20 protein-coding genes are annotated in these 26,441 nt (G+C 64.1%); 8 read left to right on the top strand and 12 right to left on the bottom strand.

Annotated features, from left to right (window positions below; all coding sequences use genetic code 11):
* The first annotated feature begins 65 nt into the window (after positions 1-65).
* Positions 66-836, top strand: a complete 771-nt coding sequence (locus RUGAMON1_RS05535) for a DeoR/GlpR family DNA-binding transcription regulator (RefSeq protein WP_445229882.1) — start codon at positions 66-68, stop codon at positions 834-836.
* On the opposite strand, the gene RUGAMON1_RS05530 is transcribed toward RUGAMON1_RS05535, so the two are convergent.
* A complete protein-coding gene (locus RUGAMON1_RS05530; RefSeq protein WP_445229556.1) occupies positions 797-1,411 on the bottom strand; it encodes a hypothetical protein in 615 nt (204 codons plus the stop codon). The two genes, RUGAMON1_RS05535 and RUGAMON1_RS05530, sit on opposite strands and share 40 nt — an antisense overlap.
* A gap of 254 nt (positions 1,412-1,665) precedes the next feature.
* Here RUGAMON1_RS05530 and RUGAMON1_RS05525 point away from each other — a divergent pair, with 254 nt between their 5' ends.
* The gene (locus RUGAMON1_RS05525; RefSeq protein WP_445229555.1) at positions 1,666-2,511 is read left to right on the top strand and encodes a transporter substrate-binding domain-containing protein; all 846 of its coding nucleotides are present in this window, start codon (positions 1,666-1,668) and stop codon (positions 2,509-2,511) included.
* Between the two features lie 6 nt (positions 2,512-2,517).
* Here the strand turns inward: RUGAMON1_RS05525 and RUGAMON1_RS05520 are convergent, their stop codons facing one another.
* The 10 genes from RUGAMON1_RS05520 to puuE form a co-directional block, all read right to left on the bottom strand.
* Positions 2,518-3,606, bottom strand: a complete 1,089-nt coding sequence (locus tag RUGAMON1_RS05520) for a S1/P1 nuclease (protein WP_445229554.1) — start codon at positions 3,604-3,606, stop codon at positions 2,518-2,520.
* Complete coding sequence (locus RUGAMON1_RS05515; protein ID WP_445229553.1) at positions 3,603-4,829, bottom strand: phospholipase D-like domain-containing protein; 1,227 nt, start codon at positions 4,827-4,829, stop codon at positions 3,603-3,605. The genes RUGAMON1_RS05520 and RUGAMON1_RS05515 overlap by 4 nt, the downstream gene beginning before the upstream one ends.
* An 8-nt stretch (positions 4,830-4,837) precedes the next feature.
* Positions 4,838-6,562, bottom strand: coding sequence for a bifunctional metallophosphatase/5'-nucleotidase (locus RUGAMON1_RS05510; RefSeq protein ID WP_445229552.1), 1,725 nt, complete (start codon positions 6,560-6,562; stop codon positions 4,838-4,840).
* Between the two features lie 188 nt (positions 6,563-6,750).
* On the bottom strand, positions 6,751-9,144 hold the full coding sequence (locus RUGAMON1_RS05505; RefSeq protein WP_445229551.1) for a TonB-dependent receptor: 2,394 nt from the start codon (positions 9,142-9,144) through the stop codon (positions 6,751-6,753).
* A 607-nt stretch (positions 9,145-9,751) separates the two neighbouring features.
* Positions 9,752-11,227, bottom strand: coding sequence for an adenosine deaminase family protein (locus tag RUGAMON1_RS05500; RefSeq protein ID WP_445229550.1), 1,476 nt, complete (start codon positions 11,225-11,227; stop codon positions 9,752-9,754).
* A gap of 17 nt (positions 11,228-11,244) precedes the next feature.
* Positions 11,245-12,552 carry a guanine deaminase gene (gene guaD, locus RUGAMON1_RS05495; RefSeq protein ID WP_445229549.1) on the bottom strand — a complete coding sequence of 436 codons (1,308 nt, stop codon included), beginning with the start codon at positions 12,550-12,552 and terminating at the stop codon, positions 11,245-11,247.
* A gap of 28 nt (positions 12,553-12,580) precedes the next feature.
* A complete protein-coding gene (gene xdhC / locus RUGAMON1_RS05490; protein ID WP_445229548.1) occupies positions 12,581-13,669 on the bottom strand; it encodes a xanthine dehydrogenase accessory protein XdhC in 1,089 nt (362 codons plus the stop codon).
* 10 nt (positions 13,670-13,679) lie between these two features.
* Positions 13,680-16,013, bottom strand: a complete 2,334-nt coding sequence (xdhB, locus tag RUGAMON1_RS05485) for a xanthine dehydrogenase molybdopterin binding subunit (protein WP_445229547.1) — start codon at positions 16,011-16,013, stop codon at positions 13,680-13,682.
* Between the two features lie 11 nt (positions 16,014-16,024).
* Positions 16,025-17,494, bottom strand: coding sequence for a xanthine dehydrogenase small subunit (xdhA, locus tag RUGAMON1_RS05480; RefSeq protein ID WP_445229546.1), 1,470 nt, complete (start codon positions 17,492-17,494; stop codon positions 16,025-16,027).
* A 7-nt stretch (positions 17,495-17,501) separates the two neighbouring features.
* On the bottom strand, positions 17,502-18,455 hold the full coding sequence (gene puuE / locus RUGAMON1_RS05475; RefSeq protein WP_116992493.1) for an allantoinase PuuE: 954 nt from the start codon (positions 18,453-18,455) through the stop codon (positions 17,502-17,504).
* A gap of 114 nt (positions 18,456-18,569) precedes the next feature.
* On the opposite strand from puuE, the gene uraH reads away from it, so the two are divergent.
* The 5 genes from uraH to RUGAMON1_RS05450 all read left to right on the top strand — a co-directional run bounded on the left by uraH (position 18,570) and on the right by RUGAMON1_RS05450 (position 25,101).
* Complete coding sequence (gene uraH, locus RUGAMON1_RS05470) at positions 18,570-18,923, top strand: hydroxyisourate hydrolase (protein ID WP_332851375.1); 354 nt, start codon at positions 18,570-18,572, stop codon at positions 18,921-18,923.
* 56 nt (positions 18,924-18,979) lie between these two features.
* Positions 18,980-20,497: a tetratricopeptide repeat protein gene (locus tag RUGAMON1_RS05465; protein WP_445229545.1), complete on the top strand. Its 1,518-nt coding sequence runs from the start codon at positions 18,980-18,982 to the stop codon at positions 20,495-20,497.
* Between the two features lie 213 nt (positions 20,498-20,710).
* The gene (locus RUGAMON1_RS05460; protein ID WP_445229544.1) at positions 20,711-22,000 is read left to right on the top strand and encodes an HlyC/CorC family transporter; all 1,290 of its coding nucleotides are present in this window, start codon (positions 20,711-20,713) and stop codon (positions 21,998-22,000) included.
* A gap of 132 nt (positions 22,001-22,132) precedes the next feature.
* The gene (gene pilB, locus RUGAMON1_RS05455) at positions 22,133-23,866 is read left to right on the top strand and encodes a type IV-A pilus assembly ATPase PilB (RefSeq protein ID WP_445229543.1); all 1,734 of its coding nucleotides are present in this window, start codon (positions 22,133-22,135) and stop codon (positions 23,864-23,866) included.
* Between the two features lie 11 nt (positions 23,867-23,877).
* On the top strand, positions 23,878-25,101 hold the full coding sequence (locus RUGAMON1_RS05450) for a type II secretion system F family protein (RefSeq protein WP_445229542.1): 1,224 nt from the start codon (positions 23,878-23,880) through the stop codon (positions 25,099-25,101).
* Here RUGAMON1_RS05450 and RUGAMON1_RS05445 read toward each other — a convergent pair.
* Positions 25,079-25,387 (bottom strand): hypothetical protein, encoded by a 309-nt coding sequence (locus RUGAMON1_RS05445; protein WP_445229541.1) that lies wholly within the window; start codon positions 25,385-25,387, stop codon positions 25,079-25,081. The two genes, RUGAMON1_RS05450 and RUGAMON1_RS05445, sit on opposite strands and share 23 nt — an antisense overlap.
* A gap of 173 nt (positions 25,388-25,560) precedes the next feature.
* On the opposite strand from RUGAMON1_RS05445, the gene RUGAMON1_RS05440 reads away from it, so the two are divergent.
* The gene (locus RUGAMON1_RS05440; RefSeq protein ID WP_445229540.1) at positions 25,561-26,436 is read left to right on the top strand and encodes a prepilin peptidase; all 876 of its coding nucleotides are present in this window, start codon (positions 25,561-25,563) and stop codon (positions 26,434-26,436) included.
* Positions 26,437-26,441 lie beyond the last annotated feature (5 nt).

Below are 26,441 nucleotides of genomic sequence, written 5' to 3'. Positions count from 1 at the left end.
TGATCAAGGTTGCGTTTTTTTACGATATCATGCAATATCGTGCAATATCAAGAAAATTCATGCATATGCTGACACGCCAACGCAAAGAACTGCTGATCGCCCGCCTGAAACAGGACGGCCAGATCGTCGCCAAATCGCTCAGCGAGGAGCTGGGGCTATCGGAAGACACCATCCGCCGCGACCTGCGCGAGCTGGCCGCCGAAGGGCTGCTGCAACGCGTGCACGGCGGCGCGCTGCCGCTCGACCTTCCCCCCTCGCCGGCGATGGCCAACTTCGCCCAGCGCCAGCAGCTTTCCAGCGACGCCAAGCCCGCCATCGCGCGCGCTGCGGCGGCCATGATCGCGCCCGGCCAAGTGGTGTTCATCGACGGCGGCACCACCGCCGTCCAGCTGGCGCGCGCGCTGCCGCCGGAGCTGCGCTGCACCGTCGTCACGCACAGCCCGAGCGTGGCGGTGGAGCTGGCCGAGCATCCTTTGATCGAAGTGATTCTGATCGGCGGCCGCCTGTTCAAGCACTCCATCGTGGCAATGGGACCGTCCGCGCTGGAGGCGATTGCGCAAATCCGCACCGACATCTTCTTCATGGGCGTGTGCAGCCTGCATCCGCTGCAAGGCATCAGCACCGGCGACTACGAGGAAGCCGGCATCAAGCGCGCCATCGTGGCGGCGTCGATGAAGACCGTGGTGCTGGCGTCGCCGGAAAAACTCGACACCGCATCGCCATTCCAGATCGCGCCGCTGGAGCGCATCGGCGCGATCGTGGTGAATGCCGGCGTATCGGCGCGGCTGCTGGCGCCTTACCGCGAGCTGGGCATCGAGATGGTGCTGGCGCCCTGATCTACCTCCTGCTTCTCCATGCAGGCTGACAGCATCGCAAGGAAGTCCCTGCGCAAGGCATCGAAGCCGGTGGGGTTGGTGTCGATCAGGTAGGCGGTGGCGACGGTGCCGGTGCGCTGCTGGATCAGCGTCTCGATATTGGCGATGCCGTGGCCGTCCAATGCGTTCTTGCGCACCGTCAGGTGCTCAATGCTGCCCTGCTCCGCCATATCGAGTATCGCGGAGCCCTTGGGATTGTGCTCCACCAGGTACTGCATCTGGGCGACGATGGCAGCGCGGTCCTCGACGATGCGGCCTGGCGCCGCACGTTCGATCTTCAGGTTCACCACCGGATTGGGGCCATCCGTGTAAAGCATCAGGCGGTAGCCGTCGTCCATCGACACCTTGGCCTTGCCGTCACGGACTTCCACCATGCGCCACTTCGTCGTTGCAGGCAACCGGTCCGTGGAGTCAACGCGGAACCACGTGCCGTTGAAGCACTTCGTCAGCGGCGCCAAGGGGTCGGTGTCGCGCTGCTGCGCCGACGCCGCCGACATCAGCACCAAGGACAGCGAGGCAATAAGAAAGCGCTTCATGGGATCTCCGAACATTTATAATTTTGCAAATGTATCAGCTATTCTGCACAGAGGCCGGCGCATGCTGGCGAGTCCCTGTGGGCAGTACCAAAGCGCTCAGTTGGCGAACCTTTACCACCCCGCCGCACCGAAAAATTTGGTGCCGCGTCATCGGGCGTGGCACACTAGCCTTTTCACAGAGTACAAGCAGTATGAAGCGGAGCATAGGCTATGAATTGCGGCGAGCGTGGCGCGCGTTGTTGCTGGCGTCCTGCATGATTGCGGCCTCGTGCCAGGCAGCGACCCACCTCACCTATCCGCTCACCAGCGACGGCGTCGACAGCCGCTACGACTACGATTGGGCGGTACTGCGGGCGGCGCTGGAAAAGACCACGCCGCGCTACGGCGTATTCGAACAGCATCAATCGAGGGTGGCGATGTCGCCGCCGCGCGTGGTGCAGGAGATGTCGTCGCCGTCGGGACGCATCAACATCTTCGTGCGCGCCACTTCACCTGAACTGGAGCGCGAGTTCCTGCCGGTGCGCCTGCCCGTCGACCGCGGCCTGCTGGGCTACCGCCTGCTGCTGATACGCGGCGCCGACCAACAGCGCTTCGCCGGCGTCAAGACCGTCGCCGACCTGCGCCAGCTGCGCGCCGGTTTGGGCCAGGGCTGGGCCGATATTCCCATCTTCGAAAAAGCCGGCGTGCCGGTGGTGGAAGGCAGCAGCTACGACGGCCTGTTCGCCATGCTGGAAGCGGACCGCTTCGATTTCTATTCGCGCTCCGCCGATGAAGCGCTGCGTGAATTCCAGGAACGCAGCGCCTCGCATCCGCAGATGGCGGTGGAACAAACACTGCTGCTGCACTATCCGCTGCCGCGCTACTTCTTCCTGCGCCGCGATGCCGAGGGCAGGCTGCTGGCCAAGCGCATCGAGACCGGCATGGAGATGATGATCAAGGACGGTACGCTGAACACGCTGTTCCAGCGCTACAAGGGCGAGTTGATCAAGAACACCGCCATGCACAAGCGCCGCGTGATCTACCTGACCAATCCGAAGCTGACGCCGCAGACGCCATTGACGCGCGGCGAGCTATGGTTCAATCCCCTCACCGGCAAGTAGCAACCGTTACGGCCAGATCGCCTTGAGCACGGCGGCCAGGTTGTAGCCGCCCTGGATCAGCTGCGCCTTGGCGACGGCCGAACTGGGGACCGGATAGTCGTCCGGCACCGTCAGCGCCCACACGTTATAGACTTCGCCGGTCTTGCTGGTCTGCTGGCCGATGGCGCCGGCCGTCACGCCGGCATGCGCCAGCTTGGCCACGGCCAGCGACTGGTCGGCCCAGGCATACGGCCAGCTGATAGCATCGCCGCTGTAGACGTTCACCGCCGGTTTGCCGGCGATGGCCAGTTGCGCAAACGCCTGAGGCGAGCGCGCGCCGATGCGGCGGAAGACATAGTTGACCACCGTGGTATCCCAATACGAATGGAACGGCCGCGTGGTCTGCGGCGCGCGCGGCGGCGTGCCTGGCGCGGTGGCTTGCGCGGCCTGCGCGGCCACCTTGGTTTCCGGCGGCGCGGCCGGGATCAGCTGGGCGCTGCTGGCGCTCAACTTGATATCGTCCAGCAGCAGGTTGTTGCCGCCGCGCGCGTCGAACATATTGACCGCGTCGACCTGCGCCTGCTTCTGCGGCACCACGAAGGCGCCGTTCTTGTCCACGAAGGCCGCGCCCACGTGCAGCGGCTGTACCACATCGCCGGCCAAATGGGTCAGGATCAGCAGCGCCTGGCGCGGCGTGAAATTGTGCGGGTTGCTGATCTTGTCGCCCTTGCCCTGCAGGGTGGCGATGCACTGCTTGAGCGTCTGCACGATATCGTTGTCGGCGGTGCCGGCGTCGTGGTCGTGGTAGTGCGGGTTCTGGAACGGCACGTCGGTGTAGTGGTACTCGGCGTGCTGCGGATTGGCGGTCACGTAGGCCACCATCTCGTCGCTCTGCGGGCCGCAATACGTGCCCTTGACGCAGTCGGCCCAGATGGAGACTTTTTCCAGACTCTCGCCCGGCAGCAGCAAGGCCTTCACGCGCTGCTCGGCGTTGCTGCCCTGGATCAGCTGGTCGGCGATGGCGCCGACGGCGCGGTGGCCGTCATTGCCCCATGCGTGGGCGTTGAGAGAGATGAAGGCGCCGCTCAGCGCCACGGTCAAAACAAGCTTCTTCATTCAGGACTGCCCTTCGCCGGTTTGGCGTATTTTTTGTTGATGTCCAGCGGCTGCGCATACGGCGAGCTCCAGGTCTGTTCATGCAGCGCGGCCAGGCGCTGCGCCATCTTCTCGTTGCGCATCACCACTTCCAGGTTGCGCGACAAATCGAAGTAGCCGCCGCTCCAGTTGCTGGTGCCGACCCAGGCCACCTGGTTGTCGATCACCATGGTCTTGCTGTGGATGACGCGCGCGAACGGAATAAAGCCGCTGCTGGCGGTCGGCAGCGTGACCACACGGATCTCCACGTTGGGCAGCACGGCCAGGCTTTTCAGATAGACCAGCGGCAGCTCTTCCAGATTCCAGTTCGACACCATCAGCTTGATCTTGACGCCGCGGTTGGCGGCGGCGCGCACCGCGTTGTCGATCACGGCGTAGTAAGGACGGGTGCCTTTAGGGCCGTAGCTCAGCGGCGCGTAGTCCAGCAACTGCACCCGCACCTCGCTCTTGGCTTCGGCCAGCAGCGCCGGCAGGCCCGCCTCGGAATCGCCGACGCCGGCCGGGTTGAACTGGTTAGGACTGGACAGCAGGAAGGCGCCCTGGTGAATGTCCGGCGAGGTCGCCTTGACGTTCAGCGCCGGCGCCACCAGGCCCTGCGCGGCGATCGCCTGCGCGCGCCAGTCCTGGTTGAACACCGCCAGCACCTGGCCGACGATCTTCGCATCGGTGATGCGCAGGCCGGTCTCGTGGATATGCTCGAACGAGCGCCAGTCGAAATTCTGGCTGCCGATGTAGGCGATGGCGCCGTCGACCACCATGTACTTGGCGTGCAGGATGCCGTTGCCGGTCAGCTTGTTGAAATCGATGATGCGCAGTTCCAGGTTGGGTATCGCCTTGAGCTGCTCGATGGTGCCCTTGTCCGACAGGCCCACGCCCTTCTGGTCCAGCAGGAAGCGGATCTTGACGCCTCGCTTGCCGGCAGCGGCCAGGCGCTCCACCACTTTGTTGAAAACGCTGCCCTCATGGCCGACCACATAAAACTGGCCCAGCACGATCTCGCTCTTGGCGCCGTCGAACAACTCGCTCCAGACGGTGGCGGGGTCGCGCAGGTCGCTGCTGTGAAGCGGCGTTTCCACCGGCGCGGTCTGCACCAGTTCAAAGCCGGGTATCGAAAACTCGGCGCGCGCAGGGACGGCCGACGCCAGCAGGGCTGGCAGCAAAACGGAAAGTAAAACGCGACGCATGGTCACTCCTAGTGTTGTTGCAGGCGCTTGATGCGGCCCTGTGTTTCGCTGCGACCGGCCGGCTTGCCGAACTGCTCGCGCTGGGTCAGGTAATCGGTCAGGGCGTCGATGTCGCGGATGTTGGTCTCGGCGCGGTTGCTGCCCTGGGTGAACGCCGGGAAGGCGTCGCCGCCCTCGGCCAGGAAGTTGTTGACCACCACGCGGTAGGCAGTGCCGTTCTCGATCGGCACGCCGTTCAGCATCAAGCTGTCGGGCACCACTTTGCCGCCTTCGCCGCGGCGCGGATCCCAGGTGTAGGTGAAGCCGTCCGACACCTGCAGCAGGCCGCGCGTGATATCGCGGCCGCCGCTCCATTGCTGCTCCAGCAGTTCGCGGATCTGCGATCCGCGCAGGTTCATCACCACCAGCGAATTCGTGTACGGCAGCGCCGCTAGCAGCTGGCCGACGTTGACGCGGTTGCCGGCGCTGGTGTCGAGGTCATGCCGCAACGAGCCGTTGTTGACGAAGGCGATCTGCGCGCCATAAGGGCGGCCAGCCGCCAGCGTGGCGTCGGTGACCAGGTCGCCCAATGCCGATTCGCCGTCGTCCTGCTTCTCGCGCGGCACGCTCGGCACGGCCAGCGCCGCCACCGGACGCGCCAGCGCGCTGGCGCTGCGGTCGCGGACTTTTTTCAGGTAGGCGTCCAGCGCCGGATTGGCCGGCCAGGTACCGGGGATCATCACTTCCTGTTTGGCGCTGACATCGCGCAGCGTATTGCTGGCGGTATCGACGGTGAGGCGGATGCGCGACATCACGTGGCCGCCCATGTCGGACTGCGTCACCAGGCGGCCGTCCACGCGGCACAGGTAGCCGCGATGCGAATGGCCGCTGATGACCAGCCGGATCGCCGGATCGAGGCGCTTGACCACATCGACGATCGGTCCCTTTAAATTGCTGCATTCCTGCTGGTCGAATTTGTCGGTGGTGCGGCCGCCCTGGTGGATCAGCACGACGAACACGCCCACGCCCTGCTTGCGCAGCTCGGGCAGCTGGCGGTTGATGGCGTCCGCCTCGTCGACGAAGTCCAGGCCGGCGATGCCGGAGGCCGGCGCCTTCTCGGTGGCCTCGCGCAGCACCGCGCCGATGAAGCCGATCTTGACGCCGTGCGCCTGCTCGATCTTGTAGGCCGGCAGCAGCGGCTTCCTGGTCACCATGTCGATGACGTTGGCGGCCAGGTACTGGAACCGCGCACCGCCGTAGGGGTTGTCGAATTTACAGGCCTTGTCTGCGCGCGGCGATTTGCAGCCGCCCTGCTGCTGGCGCAGCAGCTCAACGCGTCCGGCGTCGAACTCATGGTTGCCGACCGAGCTGGCGCGCAGGCCCAGCAAGTCCATCGCGCCGATGGTGGGCTCGTCGGCCCACATCGACGAGATCGCCGGGCTGGCGCCGATCAGGTCGCCGGCGCCGACCAGCAGCAGCTCGGAATCCTGCTTGCGCCACGCTTGCAGCGCCGCACCCAACGTGTCGATGCCGCCGGCGACGACGGTGCGTTCGCCGGCACCATAGGCGCTGTCGAGCACGTATTTGCTCGCCTCGATATTGCCGTGGAAATCGTTCAGCGTGACCAGTTCAACTTGCGCCACGCCTGGCGGCAGCGGCTGGAACCAGGCGCAGGAAGACAGCAGCAGCGCCGCGCAGACAGGCAGGGCCAGCACGGGCCGCCGCGCGCGCGCCGGCAGGGAAAACTTGATCATCTAACGTTACTCCGAATTCGGCAGCCGCCCTGATGGCGGCGGCCATATGCGAACGTCGCGCGCGGCGCTCGCATATGGCCGGATCGACGAACAATCCGGCCCGAAAACGACAACAGGCCCGAAGGCCTGCCGGTCAGATCAGGTCTGGCACATACACAAGAGTGCGTGCGCCAGACCGGCATCTTAACTTAGAAGTCGACGCGCAGCGTAGCCGACACAGCGCGCGGAGCGCCCAGGTAGTAGAACACGCCCTTCGCAGTGATGCCTGGGTAGGCGGTGGCGTTGGTCACCGACTGCGACGATGGATTGCGATATTCGCGATCCAGCAGGTTCGACACGTTCAGGGTCAGCTTCGGATTCTTGAAGAACTGGCCGCTTGGGAACTGGTAGCCAGCGTCGAAGTCGACGGTGGTGTAGCCAGGAACCAGTTCGTCGTTGGCCAGGGTCGCCTGCTGGGTGCTGGTGACTTTGGCTTTCAGACGGGTGTACCAGCTGTTGGTCTCATACGAAGCCGACAGGCCGCCTTTCCACTTAGGGGTCAGTGGGAACTGGTTGCCCTTGGTTGGCAGGTAGATGCCTTTGCCCGACTGCAGGTTTTCCTGGATCTCGCTGCTGCTGTAACCCAGCGAAGCGTAGAACGACCAGCCGTTGACCGGGGTGTTACCCGCTTCAACTTCGAAGCCCTTGTTCTTCACCTTGCCGACGTTGGTCAGCGTGGAGGTCTGCGAGTTCGGGTCGAAGGCGGTTGCCTGGCGATCCTTGAAGTCGCTGAAGAAGATGGTGGCCTGGGTGGTGATGGCGGTCGTCTGGTGACGGTAGCCCATGTCCAGGTTCATCGAGGTTTCTTGACGCACGTCGCCCAGCAGGGTCGGGATATTGTTGATCAGCGACAGGTTGCCGTTGGTGGTCGAGTACACGAAGTTAGGTGGCGCCTTCATGTTCTTGGCCAGGCTGGCGAACAGCTGGTCGTCGTTGGTGATGCGGTAACGCAGGCCCAACTGCGGCAACAAGGTCGAGTAGGTCTTGTTGTAGTTGTAGGTGATGCCCGAGTTCGACGTGGTCTGGCTGTTGCCTTCGTTGGCGTAGTTGGTGAAGTCGCGCTTGACGTGCGGGGTACGCAGGCCTACGTTGACGGTCAACTTGTCGTCCATGAAGGTGGCGGTGTCCTGGATGAACGCCTGGAAGGCGGTCGAGATGCTCTTCCAGTTGCGCGATTCGTACAGCGAACCGTCAGGACGGGTCACCAGGCCATCACGCAGCCAGATGTCGGTAGGCTCGCCGTTGGCGCCGATTTTTTCCATCGGACCGGTTTGCTTGTGGCTAGCGCGCTCATACCAGAAGCCACCCAGGATCTGGTGGTTTTCCCAGTTGTGGGTCACGGAGAACGAAATACCCGGACGCTGGGTACGGGTGATCGAACCGCTGTACACCCAGACTTTGTCCAGGGTGTCGCCGTCGCCGTTCAAATCCTGGCCGACGAATTTGCCGGTGGCCGGGTTCAGGAATGCATTTTCCTGTTGCAGTTTCTGCTGCACGCCGCCGGTGCCGTAGCCGTACCAGAAGTAAGGCAGGATCTTGATGTCGGTGTTTTCGCCGATGCGGAACTTGGCGGTTGCCGAAGCAATCACGTTCTCGAACGGGTTCAGCGACAGCTTGTAGAAGGAGTCGGCGTTGTTCTGTGCCGGATCGCTCACTGCCTTGCCTGGGCTAGGCGCAGCGTGGCCGATGAAGGTGGTGCTGTAGTCGTAGTGGTAACCGTTCTTCGCCAGGTCAGCCAGGTTGAAGGTGCTGAAGTTGTTGTTGACGGCGCGGTTATACAACACGGTACCGTGGATGTAGTTGAAGCGATCCCAGTCGTAGTTGAAGCCGATGTCCATGTGCTTGCGATTGGCTTCGCCGGCGCCTTTCCACTTGTCCGACTTGGCCTGCGAGACCGAGACGAAGACCTTGGCCTTGTTGTCCCAGAAGCGGCCGGTGTCGTAGCGCATATAGGTTTTGAACATGCTCAGCGTACCCAGGGTCTGGGCGATGCGGAAGCGCTTCTGGTCTTCTGGTTCGCAGGTGGTGATACCGAAGTTACCGCCGGTGGCGCCAACTTGCGGGGAGTCGACGTCGGTCGAACCCTGGGTCACGAAGGTGGTGCAGGTGTTTTCCTGGTCGACGTATTCTTGTGGGAACACGGCGAAGTTACCCGAGTCATTCACTGGAACGCCGTTAATGGTCGCGCCGATCTGGTCGCTGTTGAAGCCGCGCAGGGTCAGACCGCCGCCGAACAGGCCGGTCGCGTCGTAGCTGTAGGTGTTCACTGCCGGCAGCAGGGCCAGGGCGTCGTAGGCATTGCCGGTAGGACGCTGTTTCGCCAGTTCCTCGGCGGTAACGGTCGAACGTGCTTTTGGCACATCTTCCTGCACCATCAGGCCCATACCGACTTTACGGCCGGTGATGGTCACGGTTTCGGTGGCTGGCTTGGCGGCAGGGGCGGCGTCGGACTGTGCGAACGCGGCACCCATGCAGACCATCTGGCAGGCCAGAGCGACCAGGCTCAGACGTAGCGTCGGATTGTGTTTAACGGCGGATTGCATTAAGGGAACTCCCAGTTTATGTAAAAAAATTTATTGTGTTCTACGATGCCTCTGGACCGGGCGGGCTTATGGCCTGCGGTCACATTCTTGACACAATGTGCCCATGACATCACAAAATTGTAACCAGTAAATATTTCATCAACATGACAAGTGGTCAGTTGATCAGAATGTCATGATCTTGCCTGACTGACATTTGCATGCAACACCCTCAAAACGCCAACAAAGTTGACAGCATTGAAGCATCTCAAACAACTATGCATCAGCAAAAAATGTGTGACAAATACGATTTACTTTAGGAATTTATACGATAGCGATATAAATGGGGCGCTGAACCGCGCAGGTTCCACTCTGTAAGCGGAGCGGCATCTTTAAGGGGAGCATTATAGTGGCCCCTGCACCACTTGAAATATTTTCACTCGGGAAATGCGCAAAACTGGTGCGCAGCAGCCTGATTTTGTCGCAATGTTGCCACACCTCGGCAAAGTATGACAAAGATGACAAGCCGCCCGGCAGGCGGCCTAAAGGGAAATTTAGATAAGTAACACTAATACTCTCGTCGCGGCAGCGCAACATCCACGGCCGCTTGGGAGCGACCGTGGGGAGATGCTCAGCGGCCCTTGGCGACCGGCGCGGCGGCGATCGCGGCTTCGAATTTGGCGAACTTGCCGTCCAATGCCTTCAATAAACGTTGTTTATCAGCATCAGCCAGGAAGGAATAGCGGATGCTGTCGTAGGACAGTTTCTTGATCTCGGCGTAGTCCGGCTTGTAGCGGGCGGCGTACAGCACGTATTCGCCGGACAGGTTGTTGCGCGACACGCCGGCGTCGTCGGTCGACAGTACGAACGGCACGCCATATTTGCGATACAGGGTGACCGGGTGGGCCTCGCCCTTGACGCCCAGGATGAACTGGTTGCTGGTCAGGTTGACCTCGACGGCGATCTGCTTGTCGTGCATTTTTTTCATGATCGCCAGCGAATCGGTCTCGTGGGCGATGTCGATGCCGTGGCCGATGCGGCTGGCGCCGGCGACGTCGATGGCTTCCTTGATGTGGAAGGTCAGGCCTTCCGGCGGCACCACGCCCAGCGCCAGCTCGCCCGCATGCAGCGCCAGTTTCACGCCCGGATGCCTGGCTTTCAGGAATTTGTACATCTGCATGTGCAGCGCATAGTCGTGCATCGAGACGTAGACGCTCTCCTGGCCGACGATGTTGACGCCGACGATCTTCGGATTCGACAGCGCCAGCTTGAAGCTCGACACCATCTGCGAAAACACCTGCGACGGCGTCAGGAAGCGCAGCGCGAACGGCTGGTAGCGCAGCGTGAAGTTGGCGTCGTCGATGCCGGCGCCGGCGGTGTCGACGTTTTGCAGGTAGGCGCTGATCCAGCCCTGGAAGGCGCCGTTGGTGTCCAGCGCGGCGGCGTAGGCGGATAGGTCGGCGTCGGTGATGCCGCCGGCAGCTGCCTTCTGGTCGAACGCGGCGTCTTGCGCCATCGGCGCGATTTCATAGATGGTCTCGATGTAGCTGAGGTTTTCCTGGATGGCGCGCTGCTTCAGGCGATGCAGGCCGTCCGCTGCATTGGTCGAGGCCACCGCGTTGAAATAGCCGAAGGTGTCGAAGAACTGGCGGTCCGGCGGCGACTGCAGCGCGCCGTGGTTGTAGAAGTCCTTGTCGGACCAGCGCTGCAACAGGTTGGCCAGCACGGTGTTATTGTTCATCACGTCCTGGCCGGACAGGCAGACGCGGTCCGCCAGCGGCTTGGCCTGCTCGGCGGTGGTGTCGGCTTTGTTGGTATCGATCTGGTAGGTGACCTTGTTGACGCAAAATCCTTCCTTGTCCACCCACTCCAGATACTGCTCCGCGTAGATCGCGCCCGAATAGTGATGGTGCAGATCGCCGCCCTTGGGCATCATGGTCAGGAACATCGTCAGCTCGGCCGTCTTCGGCTCCGGGCCCGAGACCAGCGCGGCGAACTGGCGCTTGGTGATCTCTTCGTTGCTGGCCGCTTGCGCGCCGTGCGGCAAGGCGCAGAACAGGGCGGCGGCAATGGCGGCGGCCTTCAGGCTGGCGATTTTATTTTGCATGAGTCTTCCAATGTGAATTAAGTCATTACGCGGGCATGCACCTGGCGGCCGGCCGAATAGGTCGCCGCCACCGCACGGTCGTCGCCCAGCAGGGCCAATGCGAACAGCAGCTCTTCCAGGCTCTCGCCGCGCGCGGTCCGCCGTTGCAGCAGCGGCGTGGCCTGCGGATCGAGCACAATGAAATCCGCCTCGGCGCCGACGGCGAAATTGCCGATCGTGCCTTCCAGTTGCATGCTGCGGGCGGCGCCCAGGGTGGCCAGGTAAAACATCCGCAAGGCCGACAGGTAACTGCCCTTCAGTCGCGCTACTTTATAGGCTTCATTCATCGTTTGCAACATCGAGAACGAAGTGCCGCCGCCCACGTCGGTCGCCAGCGACAGCAGCACGCCCGCCTGGTCGGCGCGTTCGAAGTCGAACAGGCCGCTGCCGAGGAACAGGTTGGAGGTGGGGCAGATGGCGGCGGCCGACTGCGTTTGCGCCATGCGGACGCGGTCCTGTTCATTGAGCCAGATGCAGTGGCCGTAGATGGCGCGCGGCCGCAGCATGCCGTAGCTGTCGTAGACGTCGATGTAGCTGCGCGATGCGGGGAACAGCTCGCGCACCCACGCACATTCGGCCTCGTTCTCGGACACGTGGGTCTGGATGTAGGTGTCGGGATAGGCGCGCGCCAGCTCGCCCGCCAATCGCAGCTGTTCTTCGGTGGAGGTGGGCGCGAAGCGCGGCGTGATCGCGTAAAGCGCCCGGCCGCGCTTGTGCCAGCGCTGGATCAGCGCCTCGGTGTCGCGGGCGCTGGATTCGGCGGTATCGCGCAGGAACTCGGGGCAGTTCCGGTCCATCATCACCTTCCCCGCCACCATGCGCAGGCCGCGCTGCTCGCTGGCGGCGAAGAAGGCGTCCACCGACTGCGGGTGCACGGTGCAGTAGACCATGGCGGTGGTGGTGCCGCAGCGTAGCAGCTCGTCGAGGAAAAAGTCGGCCACGCCGGCGGCATGAGCCGGGTCTTCGAACCGGCGCTCGGTCGGGAAGGTGTAGGTTTCCAGCCAGGGCAGCAGGCCTTCCGACGGCGAGGCGATCATGTCGGTCTGCGGATAGTGGACGTGGGTGTCGATAAAGCCGGGCATCAGCAGCTTGCCGCTGTAGTCGTGCAGCTCGGTCCCTGGCGGCAGCGTGGCGCGCAGCGCGGCGTAGTCGCCGGCCGCCTGCACCTTGCCGTCGGCGACGATCAGCAGGCCGTCTTCATGCCATTCGTGGGACTGCGCGCTGAACGCCGGATCGGCGACAAAGTGCAGCAAGCTGCCGCGGTAGGCTTGCAAGTTGTTAGGCATGGCAATGTCCTGAAGAGGAATGCTGATTCTAGCGCGATGCGACCAGGCGCATAGACACGATTAACGCGGCGTCAGTTTCGAGGGCGGCGATTTGCTGCGCTTCCCATACCGTCAACAGTTGCGCGCAGACGGAGGCGGCAATCGCGGCGGGCAGCTTGTTGGTGATGCCGGCGATGCCGATCGGGCAGACCATGGCGGCGATGCGTTCTTCCGGCAGGCCGCGCGCGGCCATGCGACGCTCGAATTGCACGCGCTTGGTTTTGGAGCCGATCAGGCCGAACCAGCCGACGTCGGCGCGGGCCAGGATCGCTTCGCTGAGGCGCTGGTCCAGCGCGTGGCTGTGGGTCATCACCAGATAGCTTGCACCGGCGGGCGCCGCGGCCACCAGCGCTTCCGGGGCGTCGGTGGCTTCGATGGTGACGTTGGCCGGTATCGACGCGGGGAACATGTCCTCGCGCTCGTCGATCCAGCTGACGGTGCACGGCAGCTCGCCCAGCATGCGGACGATGGCGGCGCCGACATGGCCCGCGCCGAACAGCAGCAGATGCGCGCGCGGAGCGAGGCAGGGATCGGCCAGCCAGCGGCGGCCGGCGGTGTCGCGCAGGATGTGGGTGCCGCGCTGGTGGTCGATGGCGGGGAACGCCGGACCGAAAGCCGCAGCGCCAGCGACGCCGGCATCGCCCGCGCCGGCGACGACCGCGCCATCGGCATCGAGCAGCAGCGAGACCGGCGTGCCGTCGATGGCGCTGATACGCCAGCTGTCTTCGCGCCAGCGCTTGCGCAGGCTGGCCATGACGTCGGCCAATGTGGCATCGATCAGTTCAAACGCAAGGTGCACCACGCCGCCGCAGCACTGGCCCAGCGTGGGACCGAGCGCGTACCGCTCCAGCCGTGCTGGCGTATGCGCGCCCTCGCCTGCCTTGGCGGCGCCGTTCAACATGCTGCGGCCGACATCGACCGCGCACATTTCCAGATGCCCGCCGCCGATGGTATCGACCTGGCCGCCAGCCGTGACCAGCATGCGGGCGCCGGGTTCGCGCGGGCCGGAGCCCTCGACGATCGCCACCGTCACCAGCACCGCCGGCTCCGTCATCGCAGTTGTCAGCCACTCGTTCATGTCGACATCCTCAGGCCGCCATTTCCACGGCAGCGACGGCGCGCAGGATCTCCTCGCTGGTCGCCGGAGCGTTCAGCGGCGGATTCACGCGGTGCCCGCCGACAGCGGAAATCGCATCGCGGATCGCGAAGAACACCGAGAACGGCAGCAGCAACGGCGGCTCGCCGACGGCCTTGGATCGGTGGATGCTGTCCTCGACGTTGCCGTTGTCGAACAGCCGCACACGGAAGTCCTCCGGGCAGTCGGACACGCCGGGGATCTTGTACGTCGACGGCGCATGCGTCATCAGCTTGCCGGCCGGGTTCCACCACAGCTGCTCGGTGGTCAGCCAGCCCATGCCCTGTATGAAGGCGCCTTCCACCTGCCCGAGATCGATGGCGGGATTGAGCGAGCGGCCGGCGTCGTACAAGGCGTCAGCGCGCAGCAGCTTCCACTCGCCGGTGAGCGTATCGACCACCACTTCGGAGACGGCTGCGCCGTAGGCATAGTACGAGAACGGATGGCCGTTCATCGTCTTCGGATCCCAGTGCAGGCCGGGCGTGGCGTAGAAGCCGTCGGACCACAGCTGCACACGCGCCAGGTAAGCCTTCTGCACCAGCTCCGCGAACGGCACCACGTGACCGTTCACATGCACGGCGTTGTTAAAGAACTGCACCGGCACACCGTCCTCGTCGCCATACAGTTTGATAGCGAAGGCGGTCAGGCGGTCGCGGATCTGCCGCGCGGCATCCTGCGCCGCCTTGCCATTCAAGTCCGCGCCGGTGGAGGCGGCCGTCGCCGAGGTGTTGGCGACCTTGCTGGTGTCGGTGGCGGTGGCGCGCACGTGGTCCAGGTCGAGGCCCAGTTCATGCGCCACCACCTGCATCACCTTGGTGTTGATGCCCTGCCCCATCTCCGTACCGCCGTGATTGACCAGCACCGAGCCGTCCACATACACATGCACCAGCGCGCCGGCCTGGTTCAGGTGCGTGACGTTGAAGGCGATGCCGAACTTCAGCGGCGTCAGCGCCAGGCCTTTCTTCAGCACCGGGCTGGCGGCGTTGTAGGCTTCGACGGCGGCGCGGCGGGCGCGGTACTCGCTGGTCTGCTCCAGCTCCGCCGTCAGCGCCTCGATCACGTTGTCGACGATCTCCTGGCCGTACGGCGTGACATTGCGCTCGGTCTTGCCGTAGAAGTTCAGGCGGCGGATATCCAGCGCGTCGCGGCCCAGATTACGGGCGATTTCGTCGACGATGTACTCGATGGCGATCGCGCCCTGCGGACCGCCGAAGCCGCGGAAGGCGGTATTCGACTGGGTGTTGGTCTTGCCGCAGCCGGCGCGGATATCCACGTCCGACAGGTAGTAGGTGTTATCGAAGTGGCAGACCGCGCGCGTGGCCACGGGGCCGGACAGATCCGCCGAGAAGCCGGAGCGCAAGGTCATGTCGACCTTGGCGGCGAGGATCTTGCCGCTGTCGTCGTAGCCGACTTCATATTCGTAGAAGAAGCAGTGGCGCTTGCCGGTGACGAGCATGTCGTCGTCGCGGTCGGCGCGCAGCTTGACCGGGCGGCGCAGCTTGGCCGCCGCGATGCTGGCCGAAGCCGCCCACAAGGCCGATTGCGATTCCTTGCCGCCGAAGCCTCCGCCCATGCGGCGGCACTCGACCAGCACCTTGTGCGAATGTACGCCCAGCGCATGCGCCACCACGTGCTGCATCTCGCTCGGATGCTGCGTCGAGCACTGCACCAGCATGCCGTGGTCTTCTTTCGGGATCGCGTAGGCGATCTGGCCTTCCAGGTAGAACTGCTCCTGGCCGCCGACAAACAACTGGCCCTTGACCACGTTGGGCGCCTGCTCGAACGCGGCCTGGTAATCGCCGCGCTTCAGATGCATCGGCGGCAGCACATACGACTGCGCGGCCTTGGCTTCCTGCGGCGTGAAGATGGCCGGCAGCTCGTCGTAGCCGATCACGGCGCGGCGCGCGGCTCGGCGCGCGTTGTCATGCGTGTCGGCGACGACGATGAAGATCGGTTGGCCGACATACATCACTTCGCCCGCGCACAGGATGGGATCGTCGTGGATGATGGGACCGCAATCGTTGGTGCCGACGATATCTTCGGCGGTGTAGACCGCCATCACACCGGGCGAATTGCGCACCGGCGCCAGGTCCATCGCGTTGATGCGCGCATGGGCCTTGGACGACAAGCCCAGCGCCGCATGCAGCGTGCCTTGCAGCTCGGGGATATCGTCGGTGTAGGTGGCCTGCCCGAGCACGTGCAGCTCGGCCGATTCGTGCGGACGGGCGACGCCGACCGCCTTCCACGCTTGCGCGGCAAGCAGCGAGGGAGCGACGGGTTGATTCATGATGGCTCCTTTCAGGCGCGGTAGGCGAAGGCGTTGACGGCATCGGCCGCCAATGGCGCGTCGGCGCGGGTTTCGAACCAGAAGCGGCGCAGCAGGTTCTGCGCCGTCTGCATGCGGTAGGTGCTGGAGGCGCGCATGTCCGACAGCGGCGCGAAGTCCTGCGCCAGCATGTCCATCGCCACGCGCAGATTGGCTTCGCTCCAGGTCAGGCCCGTCAACGCGGCTTCGGCGCGTGCGGCGCGGCGCGGCGTGGCGGCCATGCCGCCGAAGGCGATGCGGGCCTCGACGATATGATCGCCATCGAGCTTGAACGCGAACGCGGCGCAAACGGCCGAGATGTCCTGGTCGAAGCGCTTGGCCAGTTTGTAGGTGCGGAACTGCACACCCTCACGCGGCAGCGGCACGCGCACGGCGGCCACGAATTCGTCTGGCCGCATGTCTTTTTTCTGGTAGTCGAGATAGAACGCTTCCAGCGGCATCACGCGCTCGCCGGCCGGGCCGCGCAGCACCACTTCGCTGCCGACGGCTATCATCCACGGCATCGAATCGCCGATCGGCGAGCCGTTGGCGACGTTGCCGCCGAGGGTGCCGGCGTTACGGATCGGCAGCGACGCGAAGCGCTGCCACATCTCGCCCAATTGCGACGGATACAGGCGGCACAAGGCCTGGTACGCATCGTTGAGCGATACGCCGGCGCCGATGTGCAGCATGCCTTCCGACTCGCTGACGGTTTGCAGCGCGCTCACGTGGCCAAGATAAATGATGTCGCCAAGCTCGCGCATCTGCTTGGTGACCCACAGGCCGACGTCGGTGGAACCCGACAGCAGCGTGGCTTTTGGATGCGCGGCGCGCAGGGCGACCAGTTCATCCAGGGTGCGCGGTGCGTGGAAGGTCTGGCCGCGAGCGGTGTAGCTGGCGCCGGCGTTGCGCTGCAGGGCGCGCAGCTGTTCGGTCAAGGCCGCGCGGTCGAAGCCGACTTTCGGCAATTCGGTCATGCGGTGCGCGGCCTCGATGATCGGACGGTAGCCGGTGCAGCGGCACAGGTTACCGGACAGGCAGTCGTCGATCTCCTTGCGCTGCGCGGGCTGGCCGTCCTTGTCGAGGTACATGCCCCACAGGGACATGACGAAACCGGGCGTGCAGAAACCGCACTGGGAACCATGGCATTCCACCATGGCCTGCTGCACCGGATGCAGCGCGCCGTCCGGCTGCTGCAAATCCTCCACGGTGAACAGCGCCTTGCCGTCCAGCGTGGGCGCGAACTGGATGCAGGAGTTCACCGCTTTCATTTCCAGCTGGCCGGCGGCATTCAGGCTGCCGACCACCACGGTGCAGGCGCCGCAATCGCCTTCGGCGCAGCCCTCCTTGGTGCCGGTGCAATGCAGGTCCTCGCGCAGGTGCTGGAGCACGGTGCGCGTTGGTGCGGCGCCGGAGATTTCCTGGACTGCGCCACGGTAGTAAAAGCGTATCGGTTCTGACATCCTGGCCTCAAGCTGCGAATGGATGGGTTTTGCGCCAATGTTCGGCAATATCGATGCGACGGGTGATCCACACATTATCGTGCTTTTGCACGTAGTCGAGGAAGCGCGCCAACGCCGCGGCGCGCGCCGGGCGGCCGACGATGCGGCAGTGCAGACCGATCGACAGCATCTTCGGCTGATTCAGGCCGTCCGGGTCGCCCTCGGCGTACAACACGTCGAAGGCGTCCTTCAGGTAGTCGAAGAACTGCGTGCCGGAGTTGAAGCCTTGCGCGGCGGCGAAGCGCATGTCGTTGGTGTCCAGCGTGTACGGCACGATCAGCTGCGGCGCGACGGCGGCCTTGCCCTCCGCATCAGTGTAGTCGACCTTTTGCCAGAATGGCAGGTCGTCGCTGTAGTTATCGGCGTCGTAGCGGAAGCCGCCATGCTCCACCACCAGGCGCTTGGTCTGCGGCGAATCGCGGCCGGTGTACCAGCCCTGCGGCGCGCTGCCGGTCAACTCGCGAATGATCTGCACCGCTTCCTTCATGTGGGCGCGCTCGGTGGCTTCGTCCATGTTTTGATAGGAGATCCAGCGCAGGCCGTGGCAGGCGATTTCGTGGCCCAGTTCCTGGAAGGCGGATACCGCCTCCGGGTGGCGCTTGAGCGCCATCGCCACGCCGAAGATGGTCAGCGGCAGCTTGCGCTCCTCGAACATGCGCAGCAGGCGCCACAAGCCGGCGCGCGAGCCGTACTCGTAGATCGATTCCATGCTCAGGTGGCGGTTGCTGAAGGAGGCGGCGCCGATGATCTCGGACAGGAAGGTCTCCGATCCGGCATCGCCGTGCAGCACGTTGTTCTCGCCGCCCTCTTCGTAGTTCAGCACGAATTGCAGGGCGACGCGGGCGCGGTTGGGCCACTGGGCGTGAGGTGGTTTCGGGCCGTAGCCGATCAGGTCGCGTGGGTAGTTGTTGTAGGTGGTCATGGGCGCAGGCTGCTTAGTCTATGAGGAATATATCTACAATCATATATGCGTAGAACAGCATCGGTATATGATTTGTGCAATAGATACTTATTACCTACCGATATAGGACTTACCATGGGCAAGCTTAGTACACACGTTCTCGATATCACCGTCGGCAAACCAGGCGTCGGCGTCAAGGTGGCCTTGTACGCCGTCACGGCGCAGGGCCGCGAGTTGCTGAAAACCGACGTCACCAACGCCGACGGCCGTTGCGCCGTGCCGCTGCTGGAAGGCGCGACCATGAAGCCGGGGAAGTATGAGCTGGTGTTCGGCGCCGGCGCCTACTTCGCGGCCCAGGGCGTGGACCTGCCCGAGCCGCGCTTCATCGACGAGGTGACGCTGGCCTTCGGCATCGCCAGCGCCGACCAGAACTATCACGTGCCGCTGGTCGTCTCGCCGTGGGCGTATTCGACCTATCGCGGCAGCTGATCTTCCCAGCAGGATTTTAGCCGTGCCGGTGCCGCATCGGCTAAGATGCGTGCACTATGAATGGAACCAATTCGGCGCTGACTGCGTCCTTTCTGCAACAAGCCGTGGAACTGCACCAGCAGGGACGGCTTGAACCGGCGCAGGCGCTGTACCGCCAGGTGCTGGAACTCGACCCGCGCCAATTCGACGCACTGCACCTGCTGGGCGTGATCGCGCGCCAGCAGGGCGACGCGCAGGCGGCCATCGCGCTGATCTCGCAAGCGATCGAAGTCGATGGCATGCAAGCCAAGGCCCACTGCAATCTCGGCGTGGCGCTGCTCGACGCCGGCCGCGCCGACGCGGCGCTGGCCAGCCACGACCGCGCCATCGCCCTGCAAGCCGACTACGCGATGGCCTGGAGCAATCGCGGCAACGCGCTGCGCCGGCTGGGGCGGCTCGACGAAGCCCTGCTGAGCTACCAGCGCGCGCTGGCGATCCAGCCCTCCTACACCGAAGCCCATTGCAACCGCGCCATCGTGCTGCACGACCAGGGCCGCTACCTCGACGCGCTGGGCGCGGCGGAAGATGCGCTGCATATTAAAGACCGCAACGCCGAAGCGTGGTTCGCGCGCGGCAACGCGCTGAACTGCCTGCGCCTGCTGCCGGAGGCGGTGGAAAGCTTCGACCGCGCCATCCATCTGCGGCCGCAATGGGCCGAGGCTTACAACGGCCAGGGCGCGGCCTTGCAGCGGCTAGGCATCTTCGACGCGGCGCTGGACAGCTACGACCAGGCGCTGGCGCTCAAGCCGGACTACGCGCTGGCCCACTACGCGCGCGGCAACACGCTGCGCTCGATGCAGCGCAATGACGAGGCCATCGCCGCCTACCGCGCCGCGCTGGCGCATGGCGACAATCCCGAAACCATCGCCTTCGCGCTGGCCTCGCTGGGCGTGGGCGACACGCCCGCCGTGCTGCCGCCCGACTACGTGCGCTCGCTGTTCGACCAGTACGCCAACCACTTCGACCAGCATCTGGTGGAAGTGCTGGACTACCAGACGCCGTCCTATCTGGATGGACTGATCCGCCGCACCGTCGGCATCGATCAATTGGATACACTGGACCTGGGCTGCGGCACCGGCCTGTGCGGGCCATACCTGAAGGCCTACTCGCGCAGCCTGGCCGGCGTCGACCTGTCGCAGCAGATGCTGGACAAGGCGGCCGAGCGCCAGCTGTACGACAACCTCGCCCGCGCCGACCTGGTGACCTACCTCGATGGCCAGCGCGACGCCTGGGACCTGGCGGTGGCGGCCGACGTCTTCGTCTACATCGGCGACCTGGCCCCGGTCTTCGCCGGCGTGCGACGCGCGTTGCGCGGAGGCGGCCACTTCTGCTTCACGGTCGAAGCGGGCGACGGCGCCGACTTCGTGCTGCGCCCCTCGAACCGCTACGCCCACACGCAGGCCTATATCGAGCGCCTGGCCGCCGCGACCGGCTTCCAGCAGAAGTCCGCCGAAGCGCTGACCGCCCGCCAGGAAAACGGCGCCCCCACCGCCGCCCTCGCCATCATGTTGCAAAAACCCCGGGGTCAAGTCTGACATTCGGACACGTGCTCAGCCGTTGCAGCTGCGTACGGCTGGGCACGTGTCCGAATGTCAGACTTGACCCCCGGCTAAGATAGGCAAACTTGCATGTAAGCCGGGCTTGCCTTAGAATCCGTAGCTCTGTGGCCGCGTTTTGGGCCATGCCGTCTGGGCCGGTGCAGTGATCAGGCCGACCAGTTTCCCACGCAAGATTCTTTACGGTGACCCTTGGATACCGTGCCGTTTTGGGTGCAATTTCTTGCGCTCGCCCTCCTGATACTGTGCTCGGCCTTCTTCGCCATGGCCGAAACCGCGCTGATGGCGGCCAACCGCTATCGCCTGCGCCATATGGCCAAGCGCGGCAGCCGCAGCGCCATCACCACCCTGTGGCTGCTCGACCGCACCGACAAGCTGCTGTCGCTGGTGTTGATCGCCAATACGCTGATCAACGCCATGGCCACCGCGCTGGTCACCGCCATCGCCATCCAGTCCTTCGGCCATGACGACAACGTCATCACCATCTCCACCGGCGTGGTGGCCTTCCTGCTGATCGTGTTCGCCGAGATTTCGCCCAAAGTCATCGGCGCCACCTTCCCGGAACGCATCGCCCTGCCCACCAGCATGGTGCTCAAGCCGCTGATGACGCTGGCCAAGCCGGTGATCTGGTTCGTCAACCTGTTCGTCTCGCTGGTGCTCAAACTGTTCCGCATCAAGGCCGGCGCCCACGCGCACGAAGCGCGCCTGTCGCCGGAAGAGCTGCGCTCGATCGTGCTGGAAGGCGGCAACTTCATTCCGCAAAAGCACAAGAGCATCCTGCTCAACCTGTTCGACCTGGAAACCATCTCGGTAGAGGACATCATGACGCCGCGCTCGCAGATCGAGGCGCTGAACCTGGAACTGACGGTCGACGAAATCAAGCGCGAGCTGACCACCTGCTACCACAACAAGCTGCCCGTCTACGAAGGCGAGATCAACCGCATCATCGGCATCCTGCACGTGCGCAAGGCGGTGGCGCTGCTGAACCAGGAAGACGAGCTGACGGTCGAGCATTTCCGCGAACTGCTGAGCACGCCCTACTTCATCCCGCAGGACACCGGCGTCTTCACCCAGCTGCAGTACTTCCAGGAGAACAAGGAACGCCTCGGCATCATCGTCGACGAGTACGGCGAGGTGCAGGGCCTGGTCACCTTGGACGATATCATCGAGGAAATGATCGGTGAATTTACGACATCGATGCCGGGCGCGGCCCGCGCCGACAGCTTTGGCTGGACCGAGCAAGGCGAATGCCTGCTGGAAGGCGCGACCGCGCTGCGCGACATCAACAAGCGCCTCGGCCTGAACTTCCCGCTGGACGGCCCCAAGACCCTGAACGGCCTGCTGCTGGAACTGTTGCAAGAAATTCCAGACGCGCCGATCAGCATCAAAGTCGCCAACTGCATCATCGAAGTGGTGCAGGTGCACGACCAGGCCATCAAAGTCGTCAAATTGATACGCCCGTCCGGAAAGCGCGCGCACTAATCCGCGCACTCGTGCGGCAAACGCAACACTGGGGAGTACAATCGTTTCCTCGGGGCGACAAACGGCTTTACAAATATGATGCCTGAGAGCATCATTCCGTGATCCCGCCCCCACCATCCAGTAGACGCATCTATGGCAGCAGTCCTACCCAACGCCGCGCCAGGCGCCCCGATGCCGGGGCTGGCTCGGGCATTGATGCAAGCCGGGCGCCTCTCCGCAGCCCAAGCCGACATGCTGCAAAAAAAAGCCGTCGCCGACAAGCACGCCTTCATTGACGTGCTGCTGGGCAGCGGCGCCATCGACGCCCGCGCGCTGGCCATGTTCTGTTCCGAAACCTTCGCCTATCCGCTGATGGATGTGCAGGCGCTCAATATCGAGGCGCTGCCGGGCAAGATCATCGACAACAAGCTGATGCAGGCGCAGCGCGTGATCGCGCTGGCCAAGCGCGGCAACAAGATGTCGGTGGCGATTTCCGATCCGACCAATATCCAGGCGCTCGACCAGATCAAGTTCCAGACCGAGTCCACGGTCGAACCCGTCATCGTCGCCCACGACGCGCTGTTGCAACTGCTGGCGCGCCTGAACAAGGACAGCGAACAAGCCATCAGCGACCTGGGCGGCGACGAGTCCGACATCCAGTTCGCCGAGGAGGAAGCCGCGGCCGCCGACGCCGCCGCCGATGCCGGCGCCAACGACGTCGAGGACGCGCCGGTGGTGCGCTTCCTCAACAAGATGCTGATGGACGCGGTCAACATGGGCGCCTCGGACTTGCATTTCGAACCGTTCGAAAAATTCTACCGCGTGCGCTTCCGCGTCGACGGCGTGCTGATGGAGCATGCCCAGCCGCCGATCTCGATCAAGGAAAAACTGGTCTCGCGCATCAAGGTGCTGGCCAAGCTGGACATCTCTGAAAAGCGCATCCCGCAGGACGGCCGCATGCGCCTGATCGTGTCGCCGACCAAGACCATCGACCTGCGTATCTCGACGCTGCCGACCTTGTTCGGCGAAAAGACCGTGATGCGTATCCTCGACGCCACCCAGGCGCAGATGGGCATCGACGCGCTGGGCTACGACCCGGACCAGAAGGAACTGCTGCTCGACGCCATCCAGCGCCCCTACGGCATGGTGCTGGTGACCGGGCCGACCGGCTCGGGCAAGACGGTGTCGCTGTACACCTGCCTGAACGTGATCAACAAGCCGGGCATCAATATCTCGACCGCCGAAGACCCGGCCGAGATCAACCTGCCCGGCGTGAACCAGGTCAACGTCAACGACAAGGCCGGCCTGACCTTCCCGGTCGCATTGAAATCCTTCCTGCGCCAGGATCCGGACATCATCATGGTCGGCGAGATCCGCGACCTGGAAACGGCCGACATCGCCATCAAGGCGGCGCAGACCGGCCACATGGTGTTCTCCACGCTGCACACCAACGACGCGCCGTCGACGCTGACGCGGCTGATGAACATGGGCGTGGCGCCGTTCAACATCGCCTCGTCGGTGATCCTGATCACCGCGCAGCGGCTGGCGCGCCGGCTGTGCACCTGCAAGCAGCCGGTGGAGATTTCCAACGACCTGCTGCTCAAGGCCGGTTTCAAGCAGCATGAGCTGGACGGCAGCTGGAAGCCCTACGGCCCGGTCGGCTGCGAGCGCTGCAACGGCGGCGGCTACAAGGGCCGGGTCGGCATCTACCAGATCATGCCGATCTCGCCCGCCATCGAAAGCATCATCCTGGCCAACGGCAACGCGATGGAAATCGCCGCCCAGTCGGAAGCGGAAGGCGTGAAGTCGCTGCGCGGATCCGGCCTGGTGAAGGTCAAGAACGGCCTGACCAGCCTCGAAGAAGTGCTCGGCTGTACCAACGAATAGGACAACTCTCCATGGCGACATCGGGCAACGCGGGCCACCAGGTCAAGGAATCGATCTTCTCCTGGGAAGGCAAGGACAAGAGCGGCAAGACGGTGCGCGGCGAGCTGCGCGCCGGCGGCGAGGCCGTGGTCAACGTCACCCTGCGCCGCCAGGGCATCATGGTCACCAAGGTCAAGAAAAAGGCCTACCGCAGCGGCAAGAAAATCACCGACAAGGATATCTCGCTGTTCACGCGCCAGTTGGCGACGATGATGAAGGCCGGCGTGCCGCTGCTGCAATCGTTCGACATCGTCGGCAAGGGCCACTCCAATCCCTCGGTGTCCAAGCTGGTGATGGACTTGCGCGCCGATATCGAGACCGGCACCAGCCTGAACCAGGCGTTCCGCAAGTTCCCGCTGTACTTCGATCCGCTGTTCTGCAACCTGGTGGGCGCCGGCGAACAGGCCGGCATCCTGGAGGACCTGTTGACGCGGCTGGCGATCTACAAGGAAAAAACGCTGGCCATGAAGGCCAAGATCAAGTCGGCGCTGATGTATCCGGTGTCTATCCTGGCGATCGCCTTCATCGTCACGGCGGTGATCATGATCTGGGTGGTGCCGGCGTTCAAGGAAGTGTTCAAGAGCTTCGGCGCCAACCTGCCGGCGCCGACGCTGTTCGTGATGGCGCTGTCGGAATTCTTCGTGGCCTGGTGGTATCTGATTTTCGGCGGCATCTTCGGCGCCATCTACTTCTTCTTCCGAGCGTGGCAGCGCTCGCTGCAGATGCAGCGCTTCATGGACCGCCTGCTGCTGCGCCTGCCGGTGTTCGGCGACGTGATCCGCAAGGCCACCATCGCCCGCTGGACCCGCACCCTGGCCACCATGTTCGCCGCCGGTGTGCCGCTGGTGGAGTCGCTCGATTCGGTGGGCGGCGCGGCCGGCAACGCGGTCTACCTGGACGCCACCCGCAAGATCCAGAACGAGGTCAGCACCGGCACCAGCCTGACGGTGGCGATGCAGAACGCCGACGTGTTCCCGAATATGGTGACGCAGATGGTCGCCATCGGCGAAGAGTCCGGCTCGCTGGACGCCATGCTGGGCAAGGTGGCCGACTTCTACGAGGAGGAGGTGGACGAGGCCGTCGCCGCGCTGTCGAGCCTGATGGAACCGGCCATCATGGTGATCCTGGGCGTGCTGATCGGCGGCCTGGTGGTGGCCATGTACCTGCCGATCTTCAAGCTCGGTTCGGTGGTCTAGTGTCGCGCAGCGCCGCCATGCGGTTGCGCGCCTCGGCCAGCGCCTCGTCGGCCTGGTCGAGTATGGCTTCGATGGCGGCGCGCTCGCTGCAGCCTTCCGGCAGGCGATGGCTGACGCTTTGAAAGCGCAGGATCAAGCCCTGCATGTTTTGCAGCAGCGTATCCTGCACCGCCGCCGTGGCGCGTTCGCGCTCCGCCAGCCGCGCCAGCCGGCGCCGATGACGGCGCACGATGGCGAGCAGGCAGGCCAGCAGCACGCCCAAAAGCAAGAGGGTAAGCGGGAACAAAGGCGGACTCCACGATAGGTGGTGGCAGGCTCTCCACCTTGCCTGAATTCCAACTTCATTTCCATATCCCCAAGGAGGGGCTTGCGCTGGCCGGCGCGCGTTGAAAAACCGTTCCGCAATGTTGCCGTAATGCTTTAATATGAGCCACTGTACTTACCCATGCGGCCCGACCTATGCCTGAACCAACCTTGTTGTTTGCCCCCGCCGGCGAGCTCGCCATCAGCCTGATCGCCGGCCTGTTCGGCCTGCTGTTCGGCAGTTTCCTGAACGTGGTCATCCACCGCCTGCCGAAAATGATGCAGCGCGAATCGGACAACTATTGCGCCGTCGAGGCCGGCAAGGACGAGCCGCACACCACGCGCTACAACCTGATGGTGCCGCGCTCGGCCTGCCCGCACTGCCAGCACCAGATCACCGCGCTGGAAAACATCCCCGTGGTTAGCTACCTGGTCCTGCGCGGCAAATGCAGCAACTGCAAGGCGCCGATCTCGGCGCGCTACCCGGCCATCGAAACGCTGACCGGCGTGCTGTCGGCGGTGATGGTGTGGCACTTCGGCAGCGGCTGGGCCGGCCTGGCCGGCCTGCTGTTCCTGTACCTGCTGATCGCCATGACCTTCATCGACTTCGACACCCAGCTGCTGCCGGACGACCTGACCTATCCGCTGATCTGGGCCGGCCTGCTGATCAACATCAACGGCAGCTTCGCCACGCTGCACGACGCCGTCATCGGCGCGGCGGCCGGCTATCTGGCGCTGTGGTCCGTCAATTGGGCGTATAAACTGGTGCGTCACCGCGACGGCATGGGCTATGGCGACTTCAAGCTGCTGGCCGCGCTGGGCGCGTGGATGGGCTGGGCGACGCTGCCGGCCATCGTGCTGATGTCGTCGCTGGTGGGCTCGGTGGTCGGCATCGCGCTGATGGTGGTCAACCGCCGCGGCTTCGATTACCAGATCCCGTTCGGCCCTTACCTTGCAACGGCCGGCCTGATCATCTTCCTGTACCGCGATCCGATCATGGCGTTCACCCGCAACTTCTATCCCTACCTGTAAGCCGA

The organism is Duganella rhizosphaerae (assembly GCF_040364205.1).
Classification (GTDB): Bacteria; Pseudomonadota; Gammaproteobacteria; order Burkholderiales; family Burkholderiaceae_D; genus Rugamonas; species Rugamonas rhizosphaerae.
The sequence above is the reverse complement of the archived record's forward strand: the minus strand, read 5'-3'. Positions and strand labels throughout refer to the sequence as shown.